Annotated in this window: 12 protein-coding genes and 2 pseudogenes; 2 read left to right on the forward strand and 12 right to left on the reverse strand. The window is 69.6% G+C overall.

The window, feature by feature from the left end; translation table 11 throughout:
• Nucleotides 1–19: 19 nt before the first annotated feature.
• The 8 genes and pseudogenes from CAP_RS54190 to CAP_RS30770 all read right to left on the reverse strand — a co-directional run.
• The gene (locus CAP_RS54190) at nt 20–868 is read right to left on the reverse strand and encodes a hypothetical protein (protein ID WP_044247351.1); all 849 of its coding nucleotides are present in this window, start codon (nt 866–868) and stop codon (nt 20–22) included.
• Complete coding sequence (locus CAP_RS30740) at nt 865–1,926, reverse strand: AAA family ATPase (RefSeq protein WP_156041295.1); 1,062 nt, start codon at nt 1,924–1,926, stop codon at nt 865–867. The genes CAP_RS54190 and CAP_RS30740 overlap by 4 nt, the downstream gene beginning before the upstream one ends.
• A 202-nt stretch (nt 1,927–2,128) precedes the next feature.
• Nucleotides 2,129–5,677, reverse strand: a complete 3,549-nt coding sequence (locus tag CAP_RS51160) for a PEP/pyruvate-binding domain-containing protein (protein ID WP_156041296.1) — start codon at nt 5,675–5,677, stop codon at nt 2,129–2,131.
• Between the two features lie 297 nt (nt 5,678–5,974).
• The gene (locus tag CAP_RS30750) at nt 5,975–6,412 is read right to left on the reverse strand and encodes a hypothetical protein (RefSeq protein WP_044247355.1); all 438 of its coding nucleotides are present in this window, start codon (nt 6,410–6,412) and stop codon (nt 5,975–5,977) included.
• Between the two features lie 899 nt (nt 6,413–7,311).
• Complete coding sequence (locus CAP_RS30755; RefSeq protein ID WP_044247357.1) at nt 7,312–7,791, reverse strand: hypothetical protein; 480 nt, start codon at nt 7,789–7,791, stop codon at nt 7,312–7,314.
• 66 nt (nt 7,792–7,857) lie between these two features.
• Nucleotides 7,858–8,412, reverse strand: a pseudogene (locus CAP_RS30760) (Uma2 family endonuclease); the annotation flags it as partial.
• Nucleotides 8,413–8,536: 124 nt separating this feature from the next.
• The gene (locus tag CAP_RS51165) at nt 8,537–9,124 is read right to left on the reverse strand and encodes a hypothetical protein (RefSeq protein WP_156041297.1); all 588 of its coding nucleotides are present in this window, start codon (nt 9,122–9,124) and stop codon (nt 8,537–8,539) included.
• Nucleotides 9,121–9,591, reverse strand: a pseudogene (locus CAP_RS30770) (AAA family ATPase); the annotation flags it as partial. The pseudogene CAP_RS30770 and the gene CAP_RS51165, both read right to left, overlap by 4 nt.
• Before the next feature lie 52 nt (nt 9,592–9,643).
• Here CAP_RS30770 and CAP_RS51170 point away from each other — a divergent pair.
• Nucleotides 9,644–9,910 (forward strand): hypothetical protein, encoded by a 267-nt coding sequence (locus CAP_RS51170; RefSeq protein ID WP_156041298.1) that lies wholly within the window; start codon nt 9,644–9,646, stop codon nt 9,908–9,910.
• A 233-nt stretch (nt 9,911–10,143) separates the two neighbouring features.
• On the opposite strand, the gene argB is transcribed toward CAP_RS51170, so the two are convergent.
• The gene (argB, locus tag CAP_RS30780; RefSeq protein ID WP_044247426.1) at nt 10,144–10,983 is read right to left on the reverse strand and encodes an acetylglutamate kinase; all 840 of its coding nucleotides are present in this window, start codon (nt 10,981–10,983) and stop codon (nt 10,144–10,146) included.
• Between the two features lie 8 nt (nt 10,984–10,991).
• Complete coding sequence (argC, locus tag CAP_RS30785) at nt 10,992–12,047, reverse strand: N-acetyl-gamma-glutamyl-phosphate reductase (RefSeq protein WP_044247367.1); 1,056 nt, start codon at nt 12,045–12,047, stop codon at nt 10,992–10,994.
• A gap of 85 nt (nt 12,048–12,132) precedes the next feature.
• On the opposite strand from argC, the gene CAP_RS30790 reads away from it, so the two are divergent.
• Nucleotides 12,133–13,296: a M20/M25/M40 family metallo-hydrolase gene (locus CAP_RS30790; protein ID WP_156041299.1), complete on the forward strand. Its 1,164-nt coding sequence runs from the start codon at nt 12,133–12,135 to the stop codon at nt 13,294–13,296.
• Nucleotides 13,297–13,401: 105 nt separating this feature from the next.
• On the opposite strand, the gene CAP_RS30795 is transcribed toward CAP_RS30790, so the two are convergent.
• Nucleotides 13,402–14,505 (reverse strand): acyl-CoA dehydrogenase family protein, encoded by a 1,104-nt coding sequence (locus tag CAP_RS30795; protein WP_044247368.1) that lies wholly within the window; start codon nt 14,503–14,505, stop codon nt 13,402–13,404.
• 73 nt (nt 14,506–14,578) lie between these two features.
• Complete coding sequence (locus tag CAP_RS30800; RefSeq protein WP_044247370.1) at nt 14,579–16,186, reverse strand: AMP-binding protein; 1,608 nt, start codon at nt 16,184–16,186, stop codon at nt 14,579–14,581.
• Nucleotide 16,187 lies beyond the last annotated feature (1 nt).

The following is a 16,187-nucleotide window of genomic DNA, read 5'->3' on the forward strand; positions in this document are numbered from 1 at the left end:
ACGCCTCCTCCACCGGGAGCTATACGATCCCGAGCGCGCCCTGGATGCCGAGGAGCAACTCCCTCACCTCACCTACGAGCAAGGCCGGACATCCGTCACGGTCTGCGTGTGCGAGCAGCGCTGGACCCAGGCCGCCTTTTGGCTCTCGGCCTTCTTCCCGGAGCCGTGCACCGACCGCATTGAGCAATTCTTTACCGTCCACGCGGGTGGCCAGAGGACCGTCGACCGTGAAGTCTTGATCCAGCTCGTCAAACTTCTTGAAGGCAGCCTTCTCGTCGAGCGCTTCGGTGGCGTCCTTCAGCATTTCCGCACATTGCGCGGAGATGGCGGCCACCGCCTCGCCCCGTGTCGAGATGAGTTTGCTCAGCTTGGGCCACCTGGAGTTGGAAGCTCGCCAGCGCGCGTCGTTGAGCACGGCACGCCCGAGGTCTAGCCAGCGCCGTTCCGCGGCAAGTCCTTCGAGCATCTCGTTCCACTCCGCTTCAGCTTGCCCCAGGACGCTCACCAGGAACGAGGGTTCGAGCAAGTAACTCTCGATGCAATGCCTGCTGAGCGGCCACGCTTCCGCAGCTTTCGCGTCGGTCAGGAGTGCGCGCTCACGCTGAACATCGAGCAACTTTCGGCTCAGAAAGTCCCGATCGCGAATGCCAAATGCGCGCCTCTGGCCTGCACGAACATGCTTCTGGTCCACACGAGCATGACGAACGCGCACTTTGACGTCGGACTTTCCACCTGCAGGCAGCGGCTCTACCAGGGTGGCGATCCGCACCTCCCGTCGCAGCGACTGTACAGCGATCGCCAGGAGCCGGATCGTCGGACCATTCGGCTCGTCCTCGCAGAAGAGCGAGATGTCGTCGAACTGACTCATGCTCCGTCGAGATCTTCGAGGATGATGACTGCGTTCGGGTCGACGTAGCGGAGCATCGTCTCCGAGTGCGTGGTGATGATGAACTGGTTGTCGTCATCGCCACCTGTCTGGCAGAAACGAAGAAGGCTCCGCTGCCATCGCGGATGCAGGTTCAGCTCCAGTTCGTCGATGAGCACGATCGATCTCACGGCGCGCACGTAAACGAGATTCGCTGCGAGCCGCAAAATCTGGCGCTCGCCGCTGCTCATGCCTCCCGAGTAATAGTAGCCACCGTCGCGAATCAGGCGGAGATCGTAGCCGTCATCAGACGGCTTCATGTCGTCGATGGCCGCCGGCGCAGCCAGATCCGCAAAGAGCCTCTTGACCCGGCGCCACTGGCTCTCGCCCTGGGTCTCCGGCTCCCACTTCTCGTCGAGGATCGAGGCGCGGACGAACCATCCGAGCACGTCCTTCGGAGTCACGCGTTCTTTCAGCGCAGAGCTCATGTCGAGCTTGGGCGCATCATCGAGCAAACGGCCGTACCGATTCTGGTCCAGATAAACGACGGCACCGATGTCGTCGAGACACTTCTCCGTGGTCACCTTGCGCTTCAACGCCATGCTCGCCAGCGCGCGACCCTGGAATGCAAGCTGCGCGTGGTGAGGGTTGCTCCGGGTGACACCGTGGTGGGAGGTGGCGGGAGGAGGCCAGGAGAACTCGAACGAGTAGACCGCTGCACGCGCGACGTCGAACGAGCTGCCAAGCGCGCTCTCGAGGGTGCTCAGAGCCTCGTATTCCCCTTCATGGAGCGAGAACTCGACAGAGATGACGATGGGCTGGTTCGGATCGGGACGAAGGGTAGGATCGTCCGGATGGAACTCCGGCCTCCAGCGCGGGTTCCTGGCATGCGCGATGGCCTCGTAGGCGAGGTGGAGCGCGTCGAGCAGCGTTGTCTTGCCCGACATGTTCGGGCCCACGATGACGGTGAGCGGGCGGGGACTTCCGTCAGGCCCTAGAAGTGAAATCTCCCGCTTCTGGATGCGCCGGAAGTTCTCGACTCGGAGTTTATGGAGTCGCACGCTCACACTCCTTCGTGAGCCGCCCGGTCGCCAGATACCGCGCGCAAGGGCCTTTTCCAGCTCGGTTCAGCACACAGGTCCTATACCACGCTGCCCTGTGGCCGCAGAGGCGCTGCCTTGCGCGGGTGCACGCAGCGCAGAGGCGGCACACCGACCGAGGAAACGGGCGACGCTCACGAACAGCGCCGGCCCCGGCGGCTGCTCACGGCCACTGGCACGAGTAGGATTGCCCGACGGCTCCCTGCACGTGGTGGAAGTCGCCCGCCGCATCGATGGTCCACACGTCCTGTCGCGCGTAGATCACCTGCATGTAGATCGCGTGGATCCCCTGCGCTTCCAGCTCCGCGATCAGCGCCGGATCGAGGCCCTCCTCCAGCCGCGGCTCGAAGATGTAGGCGTCGTGGTCGTTGTGGCGTGAAGGCCAGTAGGTCTGCGAGAAATGGCCCGTCAGCACGATCGGGCTGCTCGTCAGGCCCGTGATCTCGGTCGTCGGCCACCGGTGCAGCGGCGCCCTGTCGTTGGACCAGTCCCCGGGCGGCCAGTAGAGCGACGGCGCGATGGTGACCCCGCCCTGGAGCACGCACGTGTCCTCCACCAGCGTCGCCCCCGGATCCGGAGGTCCGCTGCCCGGGCAGGCTGCGAGCGCGATGCTCTCCTCGGGGACCTGGTAGTGGACCACCTCGTCACAATCGAACGGGATGCCGTTGTACGGGGTGCCGTCGTAGCTCACGCACCCGTAGGACGTCCTCGGCGTCGCGTAGGTGGCGCTGAGCCGCAGGGCGTGGTCGCTGGGCGCCACGAGCGGCCCCCGCGATCTCGGCAAGAGGGACTTCACCCCGCTCGCCGTGAGCGTGAAGGTGGTGAGCCCGGCGCCCGCGCCGACAGTGAAGGTGTCCGTCGCGCTCTCCGGCGCGACCGTGTGCGCGGCGCCTGGCCACGCCGCCGGGCTCCCCGAGAGCGCCACCACCGACCCCGCGGGCGCCACCTTCAGGTCCACGTCCTTGAAGAGCGTGGTCTCCAGGACCGCGGGCGTGAGGAACGTGCTCTTCGTCGACAGCGTGGCCCTCGCCTTGAGGCGGTGGGCCGTGAAGACGGTCCCGCTGCCCTGCGCCGACACCGTGCACAGCTCCCTCGGATCGTCGAGCAAGTACGGCGTCAGGCTGGGCGTCGTGTCGCCCTGCGCCACCTCGCGCACCTGCTTCACCAGAAGCTCCCCGGGGGCCATCTTCTTGAACTCGACGTCGAGCTGGAACGAGGGCTTGTCCGGGTACACCTGCATGAACCGGTCCCGCACCTGCCAGAGCAGACCCGCGAGCGCCCCGTAGTCCCCTGACCACTGCATCACGTTCTCCCCGAGCGGCAGCAGCGACGACCAGGAGCGCCGCTGGAAGTACAGGGAGCCGAAGTTGTACACGCGCACCGCCTCGGGCAGCGCCCCGCCCTCGGGGTTGGTGACCGACGTCGCCCCGACCTGCGTCACCATCTCGAGGAGGGGCACCAGGGAAGGGAACCCGTGCGACAGGGTCGCGACGCCGTTCGCCATCTCCTGCGCGTCGGGATACGAGTGGTGGACGAGGACGCCCATCCCCACCTCCGCCTCGTTCACCCCGTGGCGCAGCCGCGCCAGGAACGCGTTGTCGTTGTAGAAGCTCGCGTACACCTTGCGGAGCGCCCGGAACACGCCCCTCTCGCCCGCCTCGTCGGCGTCGCACAGGCTCGGCCCGGCCGCGTCCGCGTCGGTGTCGTCGGCGAGGCAACCGCTGTAGCTGTCATACAGCCCGGCGCCCGTGAACAGCGCGCTGTCCTCCACGTTCGTCGAGCTGCGGAACCGGATCTTCTGCGTCGGCGTGAACGGCGCGAGCGCGGCGATCACCGCCTGCTCCTGCGCCGGCGTGAACACCGTGTCCTCGGTGATCCGCGCCCGCAGCGCCGCGAGGTCGGCCCAGAGCGCCTGCAGGTCCGGCGGATACGTGTACCCCCCGAGCGTGGCCTCGATCTCCTGCCGCAGCGTGCTCCCTCCGGGCATCCCCTGGTCCAGGAAGTCGTCCCACAGGTCGAACGACAGCGCGATCGCCACGTCCGAGTTCTGCGGGATCGCGTCCCGCAAGAGCCCGTAGTTCGCCGCCTTCCCGCCGAAGTGCACGAGGTCCGCGGGCCCGAGGTCGTCGGTGGACCCGACGTAGGACCCCAGCGCCTCCTTCGGCTGGATCCCGAGGTCCACTGGCTCCTTCAGCGCGAGGAGCTGCTGCCTGTCCGCCGCCGTGATCTCCCCTTCTGTACCGGCCAGCGTCACCTGGCAGAAGTGGTTGTCATCCATCAGCACCCGCAGCGCCGCCTCCTGCCCGTCAAGCGCCATGGCGCGCTGCGCGATCTCCGCGCCCTCCAGGAAGGCGAACGGCGTCCCGAACGACGTCGACAGCAGCGCCACGTGAGAGCTCGGCGTCGACGGCGTGAGCGACAGGACCCCCGCCACGAGCGGGATCTCCGCCGGGACCCCCTCCGTGAGCAGGATGTCCTCTGCCAGGAGCTGCCCCTGCGCGTATGCCTCGTCGATCATGTCCGTCGGCACGTAGCGCACCCTCCCCAGCGCCCAGCCGTTCGCGTAGCAGCCATCGCCGGGCACCCATCGATCCGGCCAGCTCACCGGGAACCCGTTCGCCGCGAAGAAGTCACGGTTCGCCACCGCCGAAGCTTCCTGCTCGACCGTCGGGAAATAGAACGCCTGCATCCCCGCGGGCTCCACGATGCTGCTCTTCACCAGGTTGAGGAGGGAGAGCGCCGTCTGCGGGTCGTACGCATCCTGCCGCACGAGCTGGATCCCGTACTCCAGCGTGGTCTCCGGGTCGCGCGGGACCAGCACCACCCCGAGGATCGCCTGCTGCCCCTGCGCGTGAAGCGAGACCTGGTCGTACGCCTCCCGCGACATGCCCATGAACGGATCGAGCCGCTCCGTCGCGAACCCGGCATGGAACGGATAGGCATACGGGTCCTGGTAGTAGACCTTCGTCGGATCCTGCGCGAGCACCGTGAACTTCGCCCACAGCGGCTGCTGCGCGTCGCTGAACTCGTTGAAGAAGGCGTCGTAGGGAACCTCGAGGTCGTTCTTCCAGGTCGCGGACGGCGTGATGGTGATCCCTCCCGGAGAGCCACCTCCGCCTCCGTCCCCACCCGTGCCTCCCGCACCGCCGACCCCTGCACCGCCGACCCCTGCACCGCCGACCCCTGCACCGCCGACGCCATCGCCGCCGACACCTGCGCCACCTGCGCCACCAACGCCTGCGCCACCAACGCCTGCACCGCCGACACCTGCGCCCCCTGCGCCGCCGACACCTGCGCCACCTGCGCCACCGACGCCTGCGCCCCCTGCACCGCCAACGCCTGCGCCCCCTGCACCGCCAACGCCTGCGCCCCCTGCGCCACCCGCGCCACCGACGCCTGCGCCACCGACGCCTGCGCCACCAACACCTGCGCCCCCTTCACCACCTGCGCCGCCAACACCTGCGCCACCTGCGCCGCCAACACCTGCGCCACCTGCGCCACCGACGCCTGCGCCCCCTTCGCCCCCTGCGCCGCCGACGCCTGCACCCCCTGCACCACCGACGCCTGCGCCACCTGCGCCACCTGCGCCACCCGCGCCCCCCGAACCCGAGGTGGATGTACCGAAGCCGCCCGGCGGAGAACCGTACGTGCAAGCGCTTGTGAGCGGGCTACCCGCCGACAGTGTTGCTGTCAGGAGAGCCACCTGGCGCATTCGTTGATGCTTCATTGTCGTACCTCCATGGCAGGGACCCACCCGGCCTCAGAAGAAGACGATCTCGACGCCGGTGTAAACAGGAACACATGAGCCGTTGTCGCTCCGACACGCAGTGGCACATCTCCAGGCGCCACCCGCCGTGACCATGCGAAAGCCACGGAGCGCGCGTCCTACCCGGGGAGGCGAGCGCACGACGCACTCCAGAAGACCTCACGGGGTGCCTGTCGGAGAGCCTGCACGGGCACGCGACCGTCGCACGCGACCGACGCGCGCGACGCGCTTCCGGTCTGCGCGTCAGTCATCCTTCGCTTCGAGCGGAGGCTTGTGAAAGCGCGCCCGCAGCTTGTTGACGCTGGCGAGCACCTTCTTCTGCCCGAGGATCTTCCGTTCGAGCTTCCGCTTCCCGGGGATGATGTCGAGGAACATGATCCCGATGAGGATGGTCAGGATGCCCTGCCCCGGTATCCCCGGCAGCGACAGCACGACGCCGAGCGCCACCAGGGCCAGGCCGAGCAGGTTCCTGCCGACGCGCGCGAGGATCTGCACGCCGGCCGGGCGCCCCGCCATGAAGGGCTCCTCCTCCGACTCCAGGTAATCGGCCGGCAGCTTCACCAGCACCAGCGTCACGACCCCCAGCGACAGCAGGATCGAGCCCACGAAGATCCCCGCGCCGAGGGCGATCTGCGTGCGGTGGGCGCTCGCATAGGCGAGCCACTCGTTGATCTTGTCCATACCGGCTCGACGGCATGATCCGGCCGCTAGCCCCGTGACGTACAGGCCCGCTCCGTCCACGCCCCAGGATGGGATGCTCGGGTGCCCCCTCCGGTCGCCCCTCCGGCCGCAATGAACGGGCTCGGGCGGTGTACGGGAGGGGCTGCTGCAGGGGCGAGGAGGCGCCGCGGAGCCCGCGTGATGGCGCCCGGCAACCCCCCGACCGGCAACGGTCACGCCCGCCGCGGAGGTCCACGAGGTCGCTGCGGCCGTGGAACAAGGTCCGTCGGCGGCCAACCGGTCTTGTTCCGGAACGGGAGCGCCTGGGTCGGAGACCGACCGGTCTTGTTCCGGAACGGGAGCGCCTGGGTCGGAGACCGACCGGTCTTGTTCCTGGGAACAACCTTGGTAAGTCGGAGGCCGACCGGTCTTGTTCCCGGGAACAGCCTTGGTAAGTCGGAGGCCGACCAAGGTTGTTCCTGGGAACAGCCTTGGTAAGTCGGAGGCTTACCAAGGTTGTTCCAGCCCGGAACAACGCCGGTGAGCGACTTACCAAGGTTGTTCCTGGGAACAGCCTTGGTAAGCGGGAGGCCGACCAAGGTTGTTCCCGGGAACAGCGCCGGGGGGCGGAGGCCGACCAAGGTTGTTCCAGCCCGGGACAACGCCAGTAGGCGACCGACGGGTGTTGTTCCAGCCCAGCGCAGGCGGAGAGAGGTCGGCGAGCGGGGGGTGGCGGGCCGGGAGCCGGGGAAAAGGCGGGGAGGACCGGGGATGGTGAGGGGAGAAGGACGGCGGTGGGCGGCCGGAGGGCGCTCTCCCGGAGCAGGAGGGCGGACCACGGGGGCCGGCAGGGGCGCTCCTGCGGTGAAGGGAGAGATGTGGGCGGCCGGAGGGTGCTTCCCAGCGGCGGTCTGGGCGGCTCAGGAGTCGGTCGGCGGAGCGTCGGGCGCCGGAGGCAGAGGGAGCCCCGCCAGCGTGTTGCGGTAGGCGAGCGGGAGGCGCGGGAGGTCGACCCTGTCGCGCAGGGCAGCGATGGCCCCGAGGACGCTGGGCGGGAGGTCGGCCGTGAGCCGCGCAGCTTCGAGGTACACCTCCAGGGCGCGGAGGTGACCCGCGGCGGCACGGGGGTCGCGCACGGCCTCGCGGTTGAGGGCGTCCTCGGAGAGGATCAGCGCGTACGCGGTCACCTTCTCGACGGAGCCGAGGAGCATCGCGGCGCTCGTGGCGTCGAGTTTGTCGAGCATGGAGCGCATGGGTCCGAAGACGCCGTCGGCAGTCTCCTTGAGGAGCATCGCCGCCTCCTCGTGCTTCCCCGCCTTGCGCGCGAAGATGACGCGGCCAATCGACTGGGCGAGCCGGTCGATCATGCGGAGGATGTAGTCGCGCTGGCGGACAGACATGACGCCGGGAAACTTAACCTGGCAAGGTGCCGCCGTCTTCCCCGGGCCGGAGAGGGGCGCTGGCGTTCAGGGGCTCTCGGGCGCGCTGCCGTGCGGACGAGATGTCCAGAGCGCCGACAGCTCCAGTTCGACGGCCTCGAACGGCGCGGCGCGCACCATGGCATCGTCGCTGGAGAACATCTGCTCCAGCTCCCAGAGCTTGCGCGCGCCGAGGTGAAACCCTTCCAGAGACTGCGCCCCAGGGTCGATGAACCAGAGCCAGGTCACGCCGGCCCTGGCGTAGACGGGCATCTTCCGGAACCTGTCATGCGTCGCCGTCGATGGCGAGAGGACCTCGCAGACCCAGTCCGGCGGCAGCGTGAAATAGGGGACGACGGGTACCTCCGGCATGCGTTCACGGCGCCAGCCGGCGAGATCCGGGACCACCACGTCCTCCCCGAGGTGCAGTTCGGGTTCATGAAGGATCTGCCAGCCGCCAGGTCCGCCACGGCCTCGGCTGAACGGCGTGCCGATGTCCATGATCAGGACCGACGCTGCGTTCGTATGCGGACTCGCGGGACGAGGGAACGTGTAGAGGACGCCGCGGATGATCTCCGCGAGCAGATGATCTGGGATCGCTTCGAGATCCGCATACGTGGCCGGTCTCGCTCGTTTTTCCCTGGACTCCGTTGCATGTTCAACCCGTCCAACCCGCGACCACGTCTCTTGCTCGTGGCATCACGCAGCACCTACGTGACCCGCACTCCTACGTCGTAGCGCTCGCCGGGCGGGGACCCTCGAGCAGGTGTCTGTGGCGTTCCAGGTACACCGAGAGCATGAGCGAGAACGGCCACTCGGGCTGCGCGAAGGCGTGAAGCATTTCCAGTTCTTGCTCGGTCATGCTCTTGCGACCTTCGTCGATCATCTTCTGCTGGATGGTCATGATCGTCTCAACCATCAGCCTGAGCTGCCTACTGCGCCTGCCGTCGAGTTCAGGGCGGTCGAGAATGTATTTCATGATGGTGGATCGTCCCTTCGGGGAGCCACCACGAGCACGGATAAGATCAGCCTCGAACGTGAGATGCTCCGAAGAGTTAACTGACGTGTCGCACGGGTCCACGCAGTCAGAGACGGGGATCGAACGATTAGGTTTCTTGACGCCGTTGCACTCGGAGCATGACAGGTAGTGGTGGCTCATCGCTTTTGGTGTGCTGACGATCTCCTCGTGGTTGTACGTGTTGGGCGGGGGCTTTTCTTTCGGGTTGGACTCGCGCTTCTTCAGGAATGCCTTGAGCCACCTCTGCCCGAGCTTTTGGAGCACCTCCGGCTCTTCGAGACGGCGGACCGGAATCATGAGACCTCACCCCGGAGCGCACGGAGTCGCGCCTCGATGTTGAGGTAGGAAAAGTACTCGGGGTTCTTCTCCAGCAGTTCGGCCTCGATGCGGGCGCGGGCGCTGGTGTCGCCAGCGTCGATGGCCGCCTTGCGCTGCTCGATGAGCTGCGAGATCTCCTCGCCGAAAGGCTGCGTCCCGTCGAAGGCGGGCGAGAGGAGGATCTCCTCCACGGGCTTGTTCGCGTACTCGGCCGTCTCGTCGGCGACGACGCAGGTCTTCCGCTCACGGTCGTAGCGGCACACGAACACCTTCGCCCCGGGCACCGCGCCCACGATGAAGGGGGAGTGCGTGGTGGCGATGATCTGGAGGTTCGGGAAGATGCGCAGCACGTCCCCGAGGAAGCGCTTCTGCCAGCGCAGGTGGAGGTGGTTCTCGGCCTCGTCGATGAGGAGAAGGCCCGGGCGTCTTGCAGATCTCGGAGGCGTCCGTCTCGCGCAGGACGTGCACCGCGTACATCTTGCCGAGCAGCGACATCAGATGCTGGACGAGGTAGGCGTTGCCACTGCTCAGGTTGGAGAGCGGGACGACCTGACCGCTCTGGCGGAACATGGGCATGAAGGAGCGTCGGTTGACGTGACTCAGCTCCCCGTCGAGAAGGCTGGTTTTCACGATGGTGCGCATGGTCTCGTAGAGAACATCTCCGTCACGACAGTCACGTGGGTCGTCGCTACCGCGCAGATAATCCAAGGAGCAGATCTGCTCGGTGACTGCGCCATTGCGCTGGATGCCTTCGAGCGATCCTGAGAGGAAGGCTCGTGGGTTCTGTGCGGCGAGGGAATTGATCGAATATGCGTCGGCCGGCAATGCCGAACGCCAGTAGTCGAGGATCCAGGCAGGGCTGGCGCGACCTTCATGCTGAACGTAATGCGGCAAGTAACGTAGTTCCGCATCAGACGGTGCCCAGTTGAAGGTCGCACCTTTGCTGGCTGACACTACTCTCCGGTGATGACCGCGACCGGCACGGCGGGATCCGCCCCTCACGGCAGCAGCACGGTCCCCACCGAGCCTGGCTCTCGCGCCTCGCGCGACAGGTCGCCGGGCTTGAGGTGGCCGAGGATGTGGATGCGCTGCACGCCTTCGCGCAGGGCGGCGAAGGACTCTTCGATCTTCACGATCATGCCCTTGCTGATCACGCCGCTCTCGATGAGGGACTGGCCCTCGGCGGCGGTGAGGCGGCCGATGCGGGAGGCGGGGTCGTTCACGTCTTGCAGCACGCCGGGGACGTCGCTCACGAGGAGGAGGCTCTCGGCGCCCAGCTCGACGGCGAGGCGGTTGGCGACGGTGTCGGCGTTGATGTTGTAGACGTCGCCCTCGTGGCCGGCGCCGATGCAGGCGACGACGGGGAGGTAGGCGTTGCGCATCAGGAGGTTCAGGAGGTCGTGGTCGACGCCGGTCACGTCGCCGACGTGGCCAAGGTCGACAGGGTCGGGGCCGGCGCCGGCGTAGACCTTGGGGGGGCGCTTCGCGGCGCGGATCACCGGGCCGCTCGCGCCGTGCAGGCCCACGGGCTTGGCGCCGGCGGCGACGAGGGCCGCGCACAGCTCGACGTTGAGCTTGCCGGCGACGACCATCTTCATGATGTCGAGGGTCTCGGCGTCGGTGACGCGGCGGCCGGCGACCTTCTGCACCGGGATGCCGAGGCGCTCCTGGAGCTTGGTGGCCTGGGGGCCGCCGCCGTGGACGACGACGATGCGGGCGCCGGCACAGCTCAGGGCAGCGAGATCCGCGGCGATGACGGCGAGCGCCTCGCCGCCCACCACCTCGCCGCCGAGCTTGACGACGAGGGTGCCCTCGAAGCCGGGCTCCTCGGAGACCATGGTGCCGCTCACGGGTAACCTCCAGGGTCTTCGAGGGTGAGGCCCTCGTCGAGGCCGAGGACGAGGTTCATGGACTGGATGCCCTGACCAGCGCCGCCCTTGATCAGGTTGTCGATGGCGGAGAAGCAGGCGACGGTGCGGTGGCCTTCCTCGACGGGGCCCAGCTCGAAGCCGACCTCGGCGTAGTTCGAGCCGCTCACGGCGGCGACCTCCGGGAGGCGCTTCTTCGGGCGGCGCACGAAGCGCTCGCCTTCGAAGGCTGCGGCGTACGCCTCGGCGAGGCGCTCGGGGGTGACGGAGGCGTCGACCCTGGCGAAGGAGGTGGAGAAGATGCCGCGGGTGAGCGGGGCGCTCACGGGGACGAAGTGGATGCCGAAGGACTTCGCGCCGGCCGCGGTCAAGGTCTCGCTGATCTCCGGCATGTGCTGGTGCGAGAGGGGCTTGTAGGTGCGGAGGTTCTGGGCGCGCACGGGGTGATGGGTGGTGGCGGTGGGGGTGATGCCGCTGCCGCTGGAGCCGGTGATGCCCACGGTCTCCACGGCGCCTTCGAGGAGGCCCGCTTTGGCGAGGGGGAGGAGGCCGAGGATGATGGTGGTGGCGAAGCAGCCCGGGGAGGCGACGAGGCGCGCGCTGCGGATGGCGTCGCGGTTCAGCTCGGGGAGGCCGTAGACGGCGGCGCCCTTGAGGAGGTCGGGGGCGGGGTGCTTGCCGCCGTAGTACTGCTCGTAGGCGGCGAGGTCGCGGAGGCGGAAGTCGCCGGAGAGGTCGACGATCTTGGCCTGGGTCTTCTCCAGCAGGCGGGGGACGACGTTGGCCGCGACCTTGTGGGGGAGGCCGAGCAGCACGACGTCGCAGCCGGCGGCGGCGTCCTCGGGTTCGAGCTTCTCGAAGCGGAGATCGGTGCGGCCTTCGAGGTGCGGGTGCACCGCGGAGAGGGGCTCGCCGATGTAGTCGATGGAGGAGACGCGAACGAGTTCGACCTCCGGGTGGATGAGGATGCGACGAATGAGCTCGGCTGCGCCGTATCCGCTGCCGCCGATGATGGACGCCTTGAAGCGCTTCATGGTGCAGGGCGTAGCACCACGGCCAGCGCGGCGGGAGGGGGGTCGGATCTGGTCGCAGAGGGGTGCGGCGTGCGATGCTGGCGCCGTGCTGGAACGCTTGCGCGAGGCGCTGTCGGGGCGGACGGAGGCGATGCTCGGGTTGATCGAGCGGCTCGTCCAGGTGAACTCGTTCACGGACAACATCGAGGGCGGCAACGCCGTCGGGGAGCTGCTTGCCGCGGAGATCAACGCCATCCCGGGGATGCGTACCTGGTCGGTCCCCAGTCAACGCTACGCGTCACACTGGTTCGCGGAGAGCGAGGCGGCGCGGGGCGCCGAGGGCGGGTTCGTGGCGCTGGTGGGGCACCTGGACACGGTGTTCCCGCCAGGGACCTTCGAGGGGTTCCGGCGCGACGGGGAGCTGGCGCGCGGTCCAGGTGTGCTGGACATGAAGGGCGGGCTGGTGGTGATGATCGAGGCGCTGCGGGCGCTTTCGGCGATCGGGGCGCTGCCGCGGGTGCCGGTGCGGCTCGGGATCGTGTCCGACGAGGAGGTGGGGTCGCCGGAGGGGCGGGCGCTCCTGCAGCAGGCGCTCTCCGGGGCGGCGTGCGCGCTGGCGTTCGAGTCGGGCCGCAAGGCGGACCTGATCATCACGTCGCGCAAGGGGACAGGGGCGGTGCGGGTGGTGGCGCACGGGAAGGCGGCGCACGCGGGCAACAACCACAAGGACGGGGCGAACGCGATCTGGGCGCTGGCGCGCTTCGTGGACAAGGCGCAGCGGCTCACGGACTACGACCGCGGGGTGACCGTGAACGTGGGCAAGGTGAGCGGGGGGACGAGCAAGAACACGGTGCCGGAGGACGCGGAGGCGCAGGTGGACTTCCGCTACATCCGCATCGCGGACGGGATCGCGATGGTGAAGTCCTTCGAGGAGGCGGCGCGGGCCGCGGCGGAGGAGGTCCCGGGGACGACGGTGGAGGTGCTCGGGGGCGTGGCACGCGCGCCGCTGGAGCGCACCGACGCGAACGTGGCGCTGTTCCAGGAGTACGCGGGGCACGCGAAGGCCGCAGGGCTGGGGCACGGGGAGGCGGCGCTGGTGGGAGGCGGGTCAGACGCGAGCACGACGGCGGAGATCGGGATCCCGAGCATCGATGCGATGGGGCCGCGGGGGTCGGGGTTCCACACGCGCGACGAGCTGATCGAGGTGGCGTCGCTGGTGCCGAAGGCCGAGGCGCTGGCGGCGTTCCTGCTGGGCAGGGCGCGGGGCTGAGCGGCGCCGGGGGAGCGAAGCGGCGGGGCAGTGCCACGGGGGCGGAGAGTCGATCCAGCCCTCACGCGTGAGCCAGGCGAGGGTCACGCGGATCGCGGCACGGAATCAAATCCCCAGCCAGCGGGCGACGATGGTGGCGAGCACGTCGGAGGTGCCGGAGTGGATGGTGGCGCCGAGGGCGTCGTCGATGTCGCCGGGGTGGCCGGCTTCGTCGAGGTAGCCGGCGCCGCCGCGCAGGGTCATGGCGTCGAGGGCGGAGGCGAGGGCGGACTCGGCGAGGTGCCACTTGGCGAGGGCGGCCTCGGCGTGGGCGCGGTGGCCCTGGTCGAGCTCCCAGGCGGCGCGGTAGACGAGGAGGCGGGAGGTTTCGAGGCGCTGCTTCATGCGGGCGAGGCGGTGGGCGACGGCGTCGTGGCGGGCGAGGGGGGTGCCGCCAGGGCGGCGGTCGCGGGCGAAGCGGACGGCGTCGTGGAGGGCGCGGTCCAGGGCGCCGAGGCGGAAGGCGAGGATGAGGGCGCGCTCGAAGGTCATGGCGACCTGGAAGACGGGGAGGCCGGCGCCCTCGCGGCCGAGGAGGGCCTCGGGGGCGACCTCGCAGGCGAAGCGGACAGGGGCGAGGCGCGCGGTGCGGAGGCCGGAGGTGGGGAGGAGGGCGCCGACGACGACGCCAGGGCCGGGGGGGACGAGGAGGGTGGTGAGGCCGCGCTCTCCGGCGTGGTCGCGGGCGAGGGTGAGAAAGAGGCCGGCGCGGTCGGCCCAGGTGACGTAGCGCTTCTCGCCGGTGAGGCGGAAGCCGTGGTCGATGCGGTGGGCGCGGGCCTCGACGGCAGCGATGTCGGAGCCGGCGTCGGCCTCGGTGGCGGCGATGGTGGCGACGATCTCGCCGGTGGCGAGGCGCGGGAGCCAGGTGGTCTGCTGGGCGGGGCTGCCCAGCCTGGCCAGGGTGAGGGCCACGCCGAAGAGGTGCGCGCCGGCAGCGAGGAGGACGCCGGCGTCGCGGAGGCCGGCGCCGAGGGCCTCGTAGGCGAACGCGGTGGTCACGAGGTCGAAGCCGCCGCCGCCATGGTCGGGGGAGATGGCGAGGCCGAGGGCGCCGCCGCGCGCGAGCACGGTCATGCGCTGGTCGGCAGGGGCCGCGTCGGCCTCGGCGCCGAGGGCGCGCATCCGCTCGGAGAGCTCTCGCTGCGCTGCGCTCCAGCCGAAGTCCACAGGAAGAGCGATAGCAAAACGAGGCAGGGTTCCAAGGGGAATCGGGGGGCGTCAGCGCATCAGCGCCAGCAGGTCATGCGCCTGCGATTGCGCGGTAGTCGATCTTCCCGGTGACCGTTCGGGGGAGGTCGTGGACGATATCGATGCGCTCGGGGACCATATAGGGTGGCAATCGCTCGGCGAGGTGGCGGCGGAGAACCTGGCCGTCGATCGTGGTCGCCGAGGGCTCTTGTTTCGCGGGGGCTTCTATCGCCACGCAGCCACGCAGCACGCGGCCGAGGCGCGGGTCTTCCACGGGCACCACGGCGGCCTGGCGCACGGCGGGGTGCTCGGTGAGGGCTGCTTCCACTTCGCCGGGCTCGACGCGGTAGCCGCGGATCTTCACCATGCGGTCGAGGCGGCCGCGGAAGTAGAGCAGGCCGTCGGCGCCGCGCTCGACGCGGTCGCGCGTGGGGTAAGGGCCGCCGCCGATGGTGGTGGGGCCGGAGACGACCAGCTCTCCGGTGCCGGGGCCCTCGATGAGGCGGCCGCTGCCGTCGTCGGCGAGGAGGGTGCACGCGGCGTAAGGGCAGGGGATGCCGATCGGGACCTCGCGCTCGGCGGAAAGCGTGGCGCGGTCGACGGCGTGGAAGGTGCAGACGTTGGTCTCGGTGGGGCCGTAGAGGTTGTAGAGGGCGGCGGTGGGGGCGCGCTCGGCGAGGGCGCGCAGCTCGCGGGGGGGGAAGACCTCGCCGGCGAAGAGGATGACGCGGAGGGAGGGGTCGAGCAGGGCGCCGGGGGGGAGGGCGGCGACGAGCTTCATGAACAGGGAGGGGACGCCGTAGATGACGGTGGGCTTCAGGGTGGCCAGGGCGTCGCGGAGGGACCTGCCTGCCGCGAGGTCGCGGCGCGCCAGGGTGACCAGGGTGGCGCCGGCGCGGAAGGTGGCGAGGTGGTCGAACCAGGCGAGGTCGAAGACCAGCTCGGCGACGCGCAGCACGCGGTCACCGGGGGCGAGGGCGGTGAGGGCGACGGCCCAGGCGGTGAAGGCGTCGAGGCCGGCCCAGGTGATGGGGATGGGCTTGGGGGTGCCGGTGCTGCCCGAGGTGTGGAGGATGCAGGCGAGGGGTTCGCTCAGCGGCGAGAGCGGCGAGAGCGGCGAGAGGGCCGCGTCGGTGCTGCGTGCGGGGACATCGGGGTCAGGCGCGGTGGCGTCGAGGGCCTGCACGGCAAGCACCTCGCCCGTGGCGTCGAGGGTCACGCGCGCGAGGACGCTGGGAGGGCTGGGCGCGGCGTCGTTCGGCACCGCGTCCGTGGCGCGAGGGGACGCAGCGATCAGGGCCGCGACCAGGGCCTCGGCGGCGGCGTCGTGCACCAGGGCCCGGCAACCGCGTGCGGCCACCAGGGTCGAGAGCCGTGCAGCGGGCGCTCCTGCGTCGAGCGGCACCACCACGCGGCCGCTGCCGAGGATGCCCGCGAGCGCGACGGCCTCGTCGAAGCCGCGTCCCGCCGAGAGGAGCGCCACCGGGGCTCCGGCGCGTACGCCCGCGCGCGTGAGGGCTTCAGCCACTGCCCCGGCCCGCTGCGCGAGAGCTGCGTAGCTCAGCGCGTCGCTGCGGGAGACGAGCGCCTCCGCGTCCCCGCGCGCGGCGAGCGACTCCAGGCGGAGGCGGGAGCCGGCGGGGGCTTGCGCGGGCGTCACC

It is taken from the genome of Chondromyces apiculatus DSM 436 (assembly GCF_000601485.1).
Classification (GTDB): Bacteria; Myxococcota_A; Polyangia; order Polyangiales; family Polyangiaceae; genus Chondromyces; species Chondromyces apiculatus.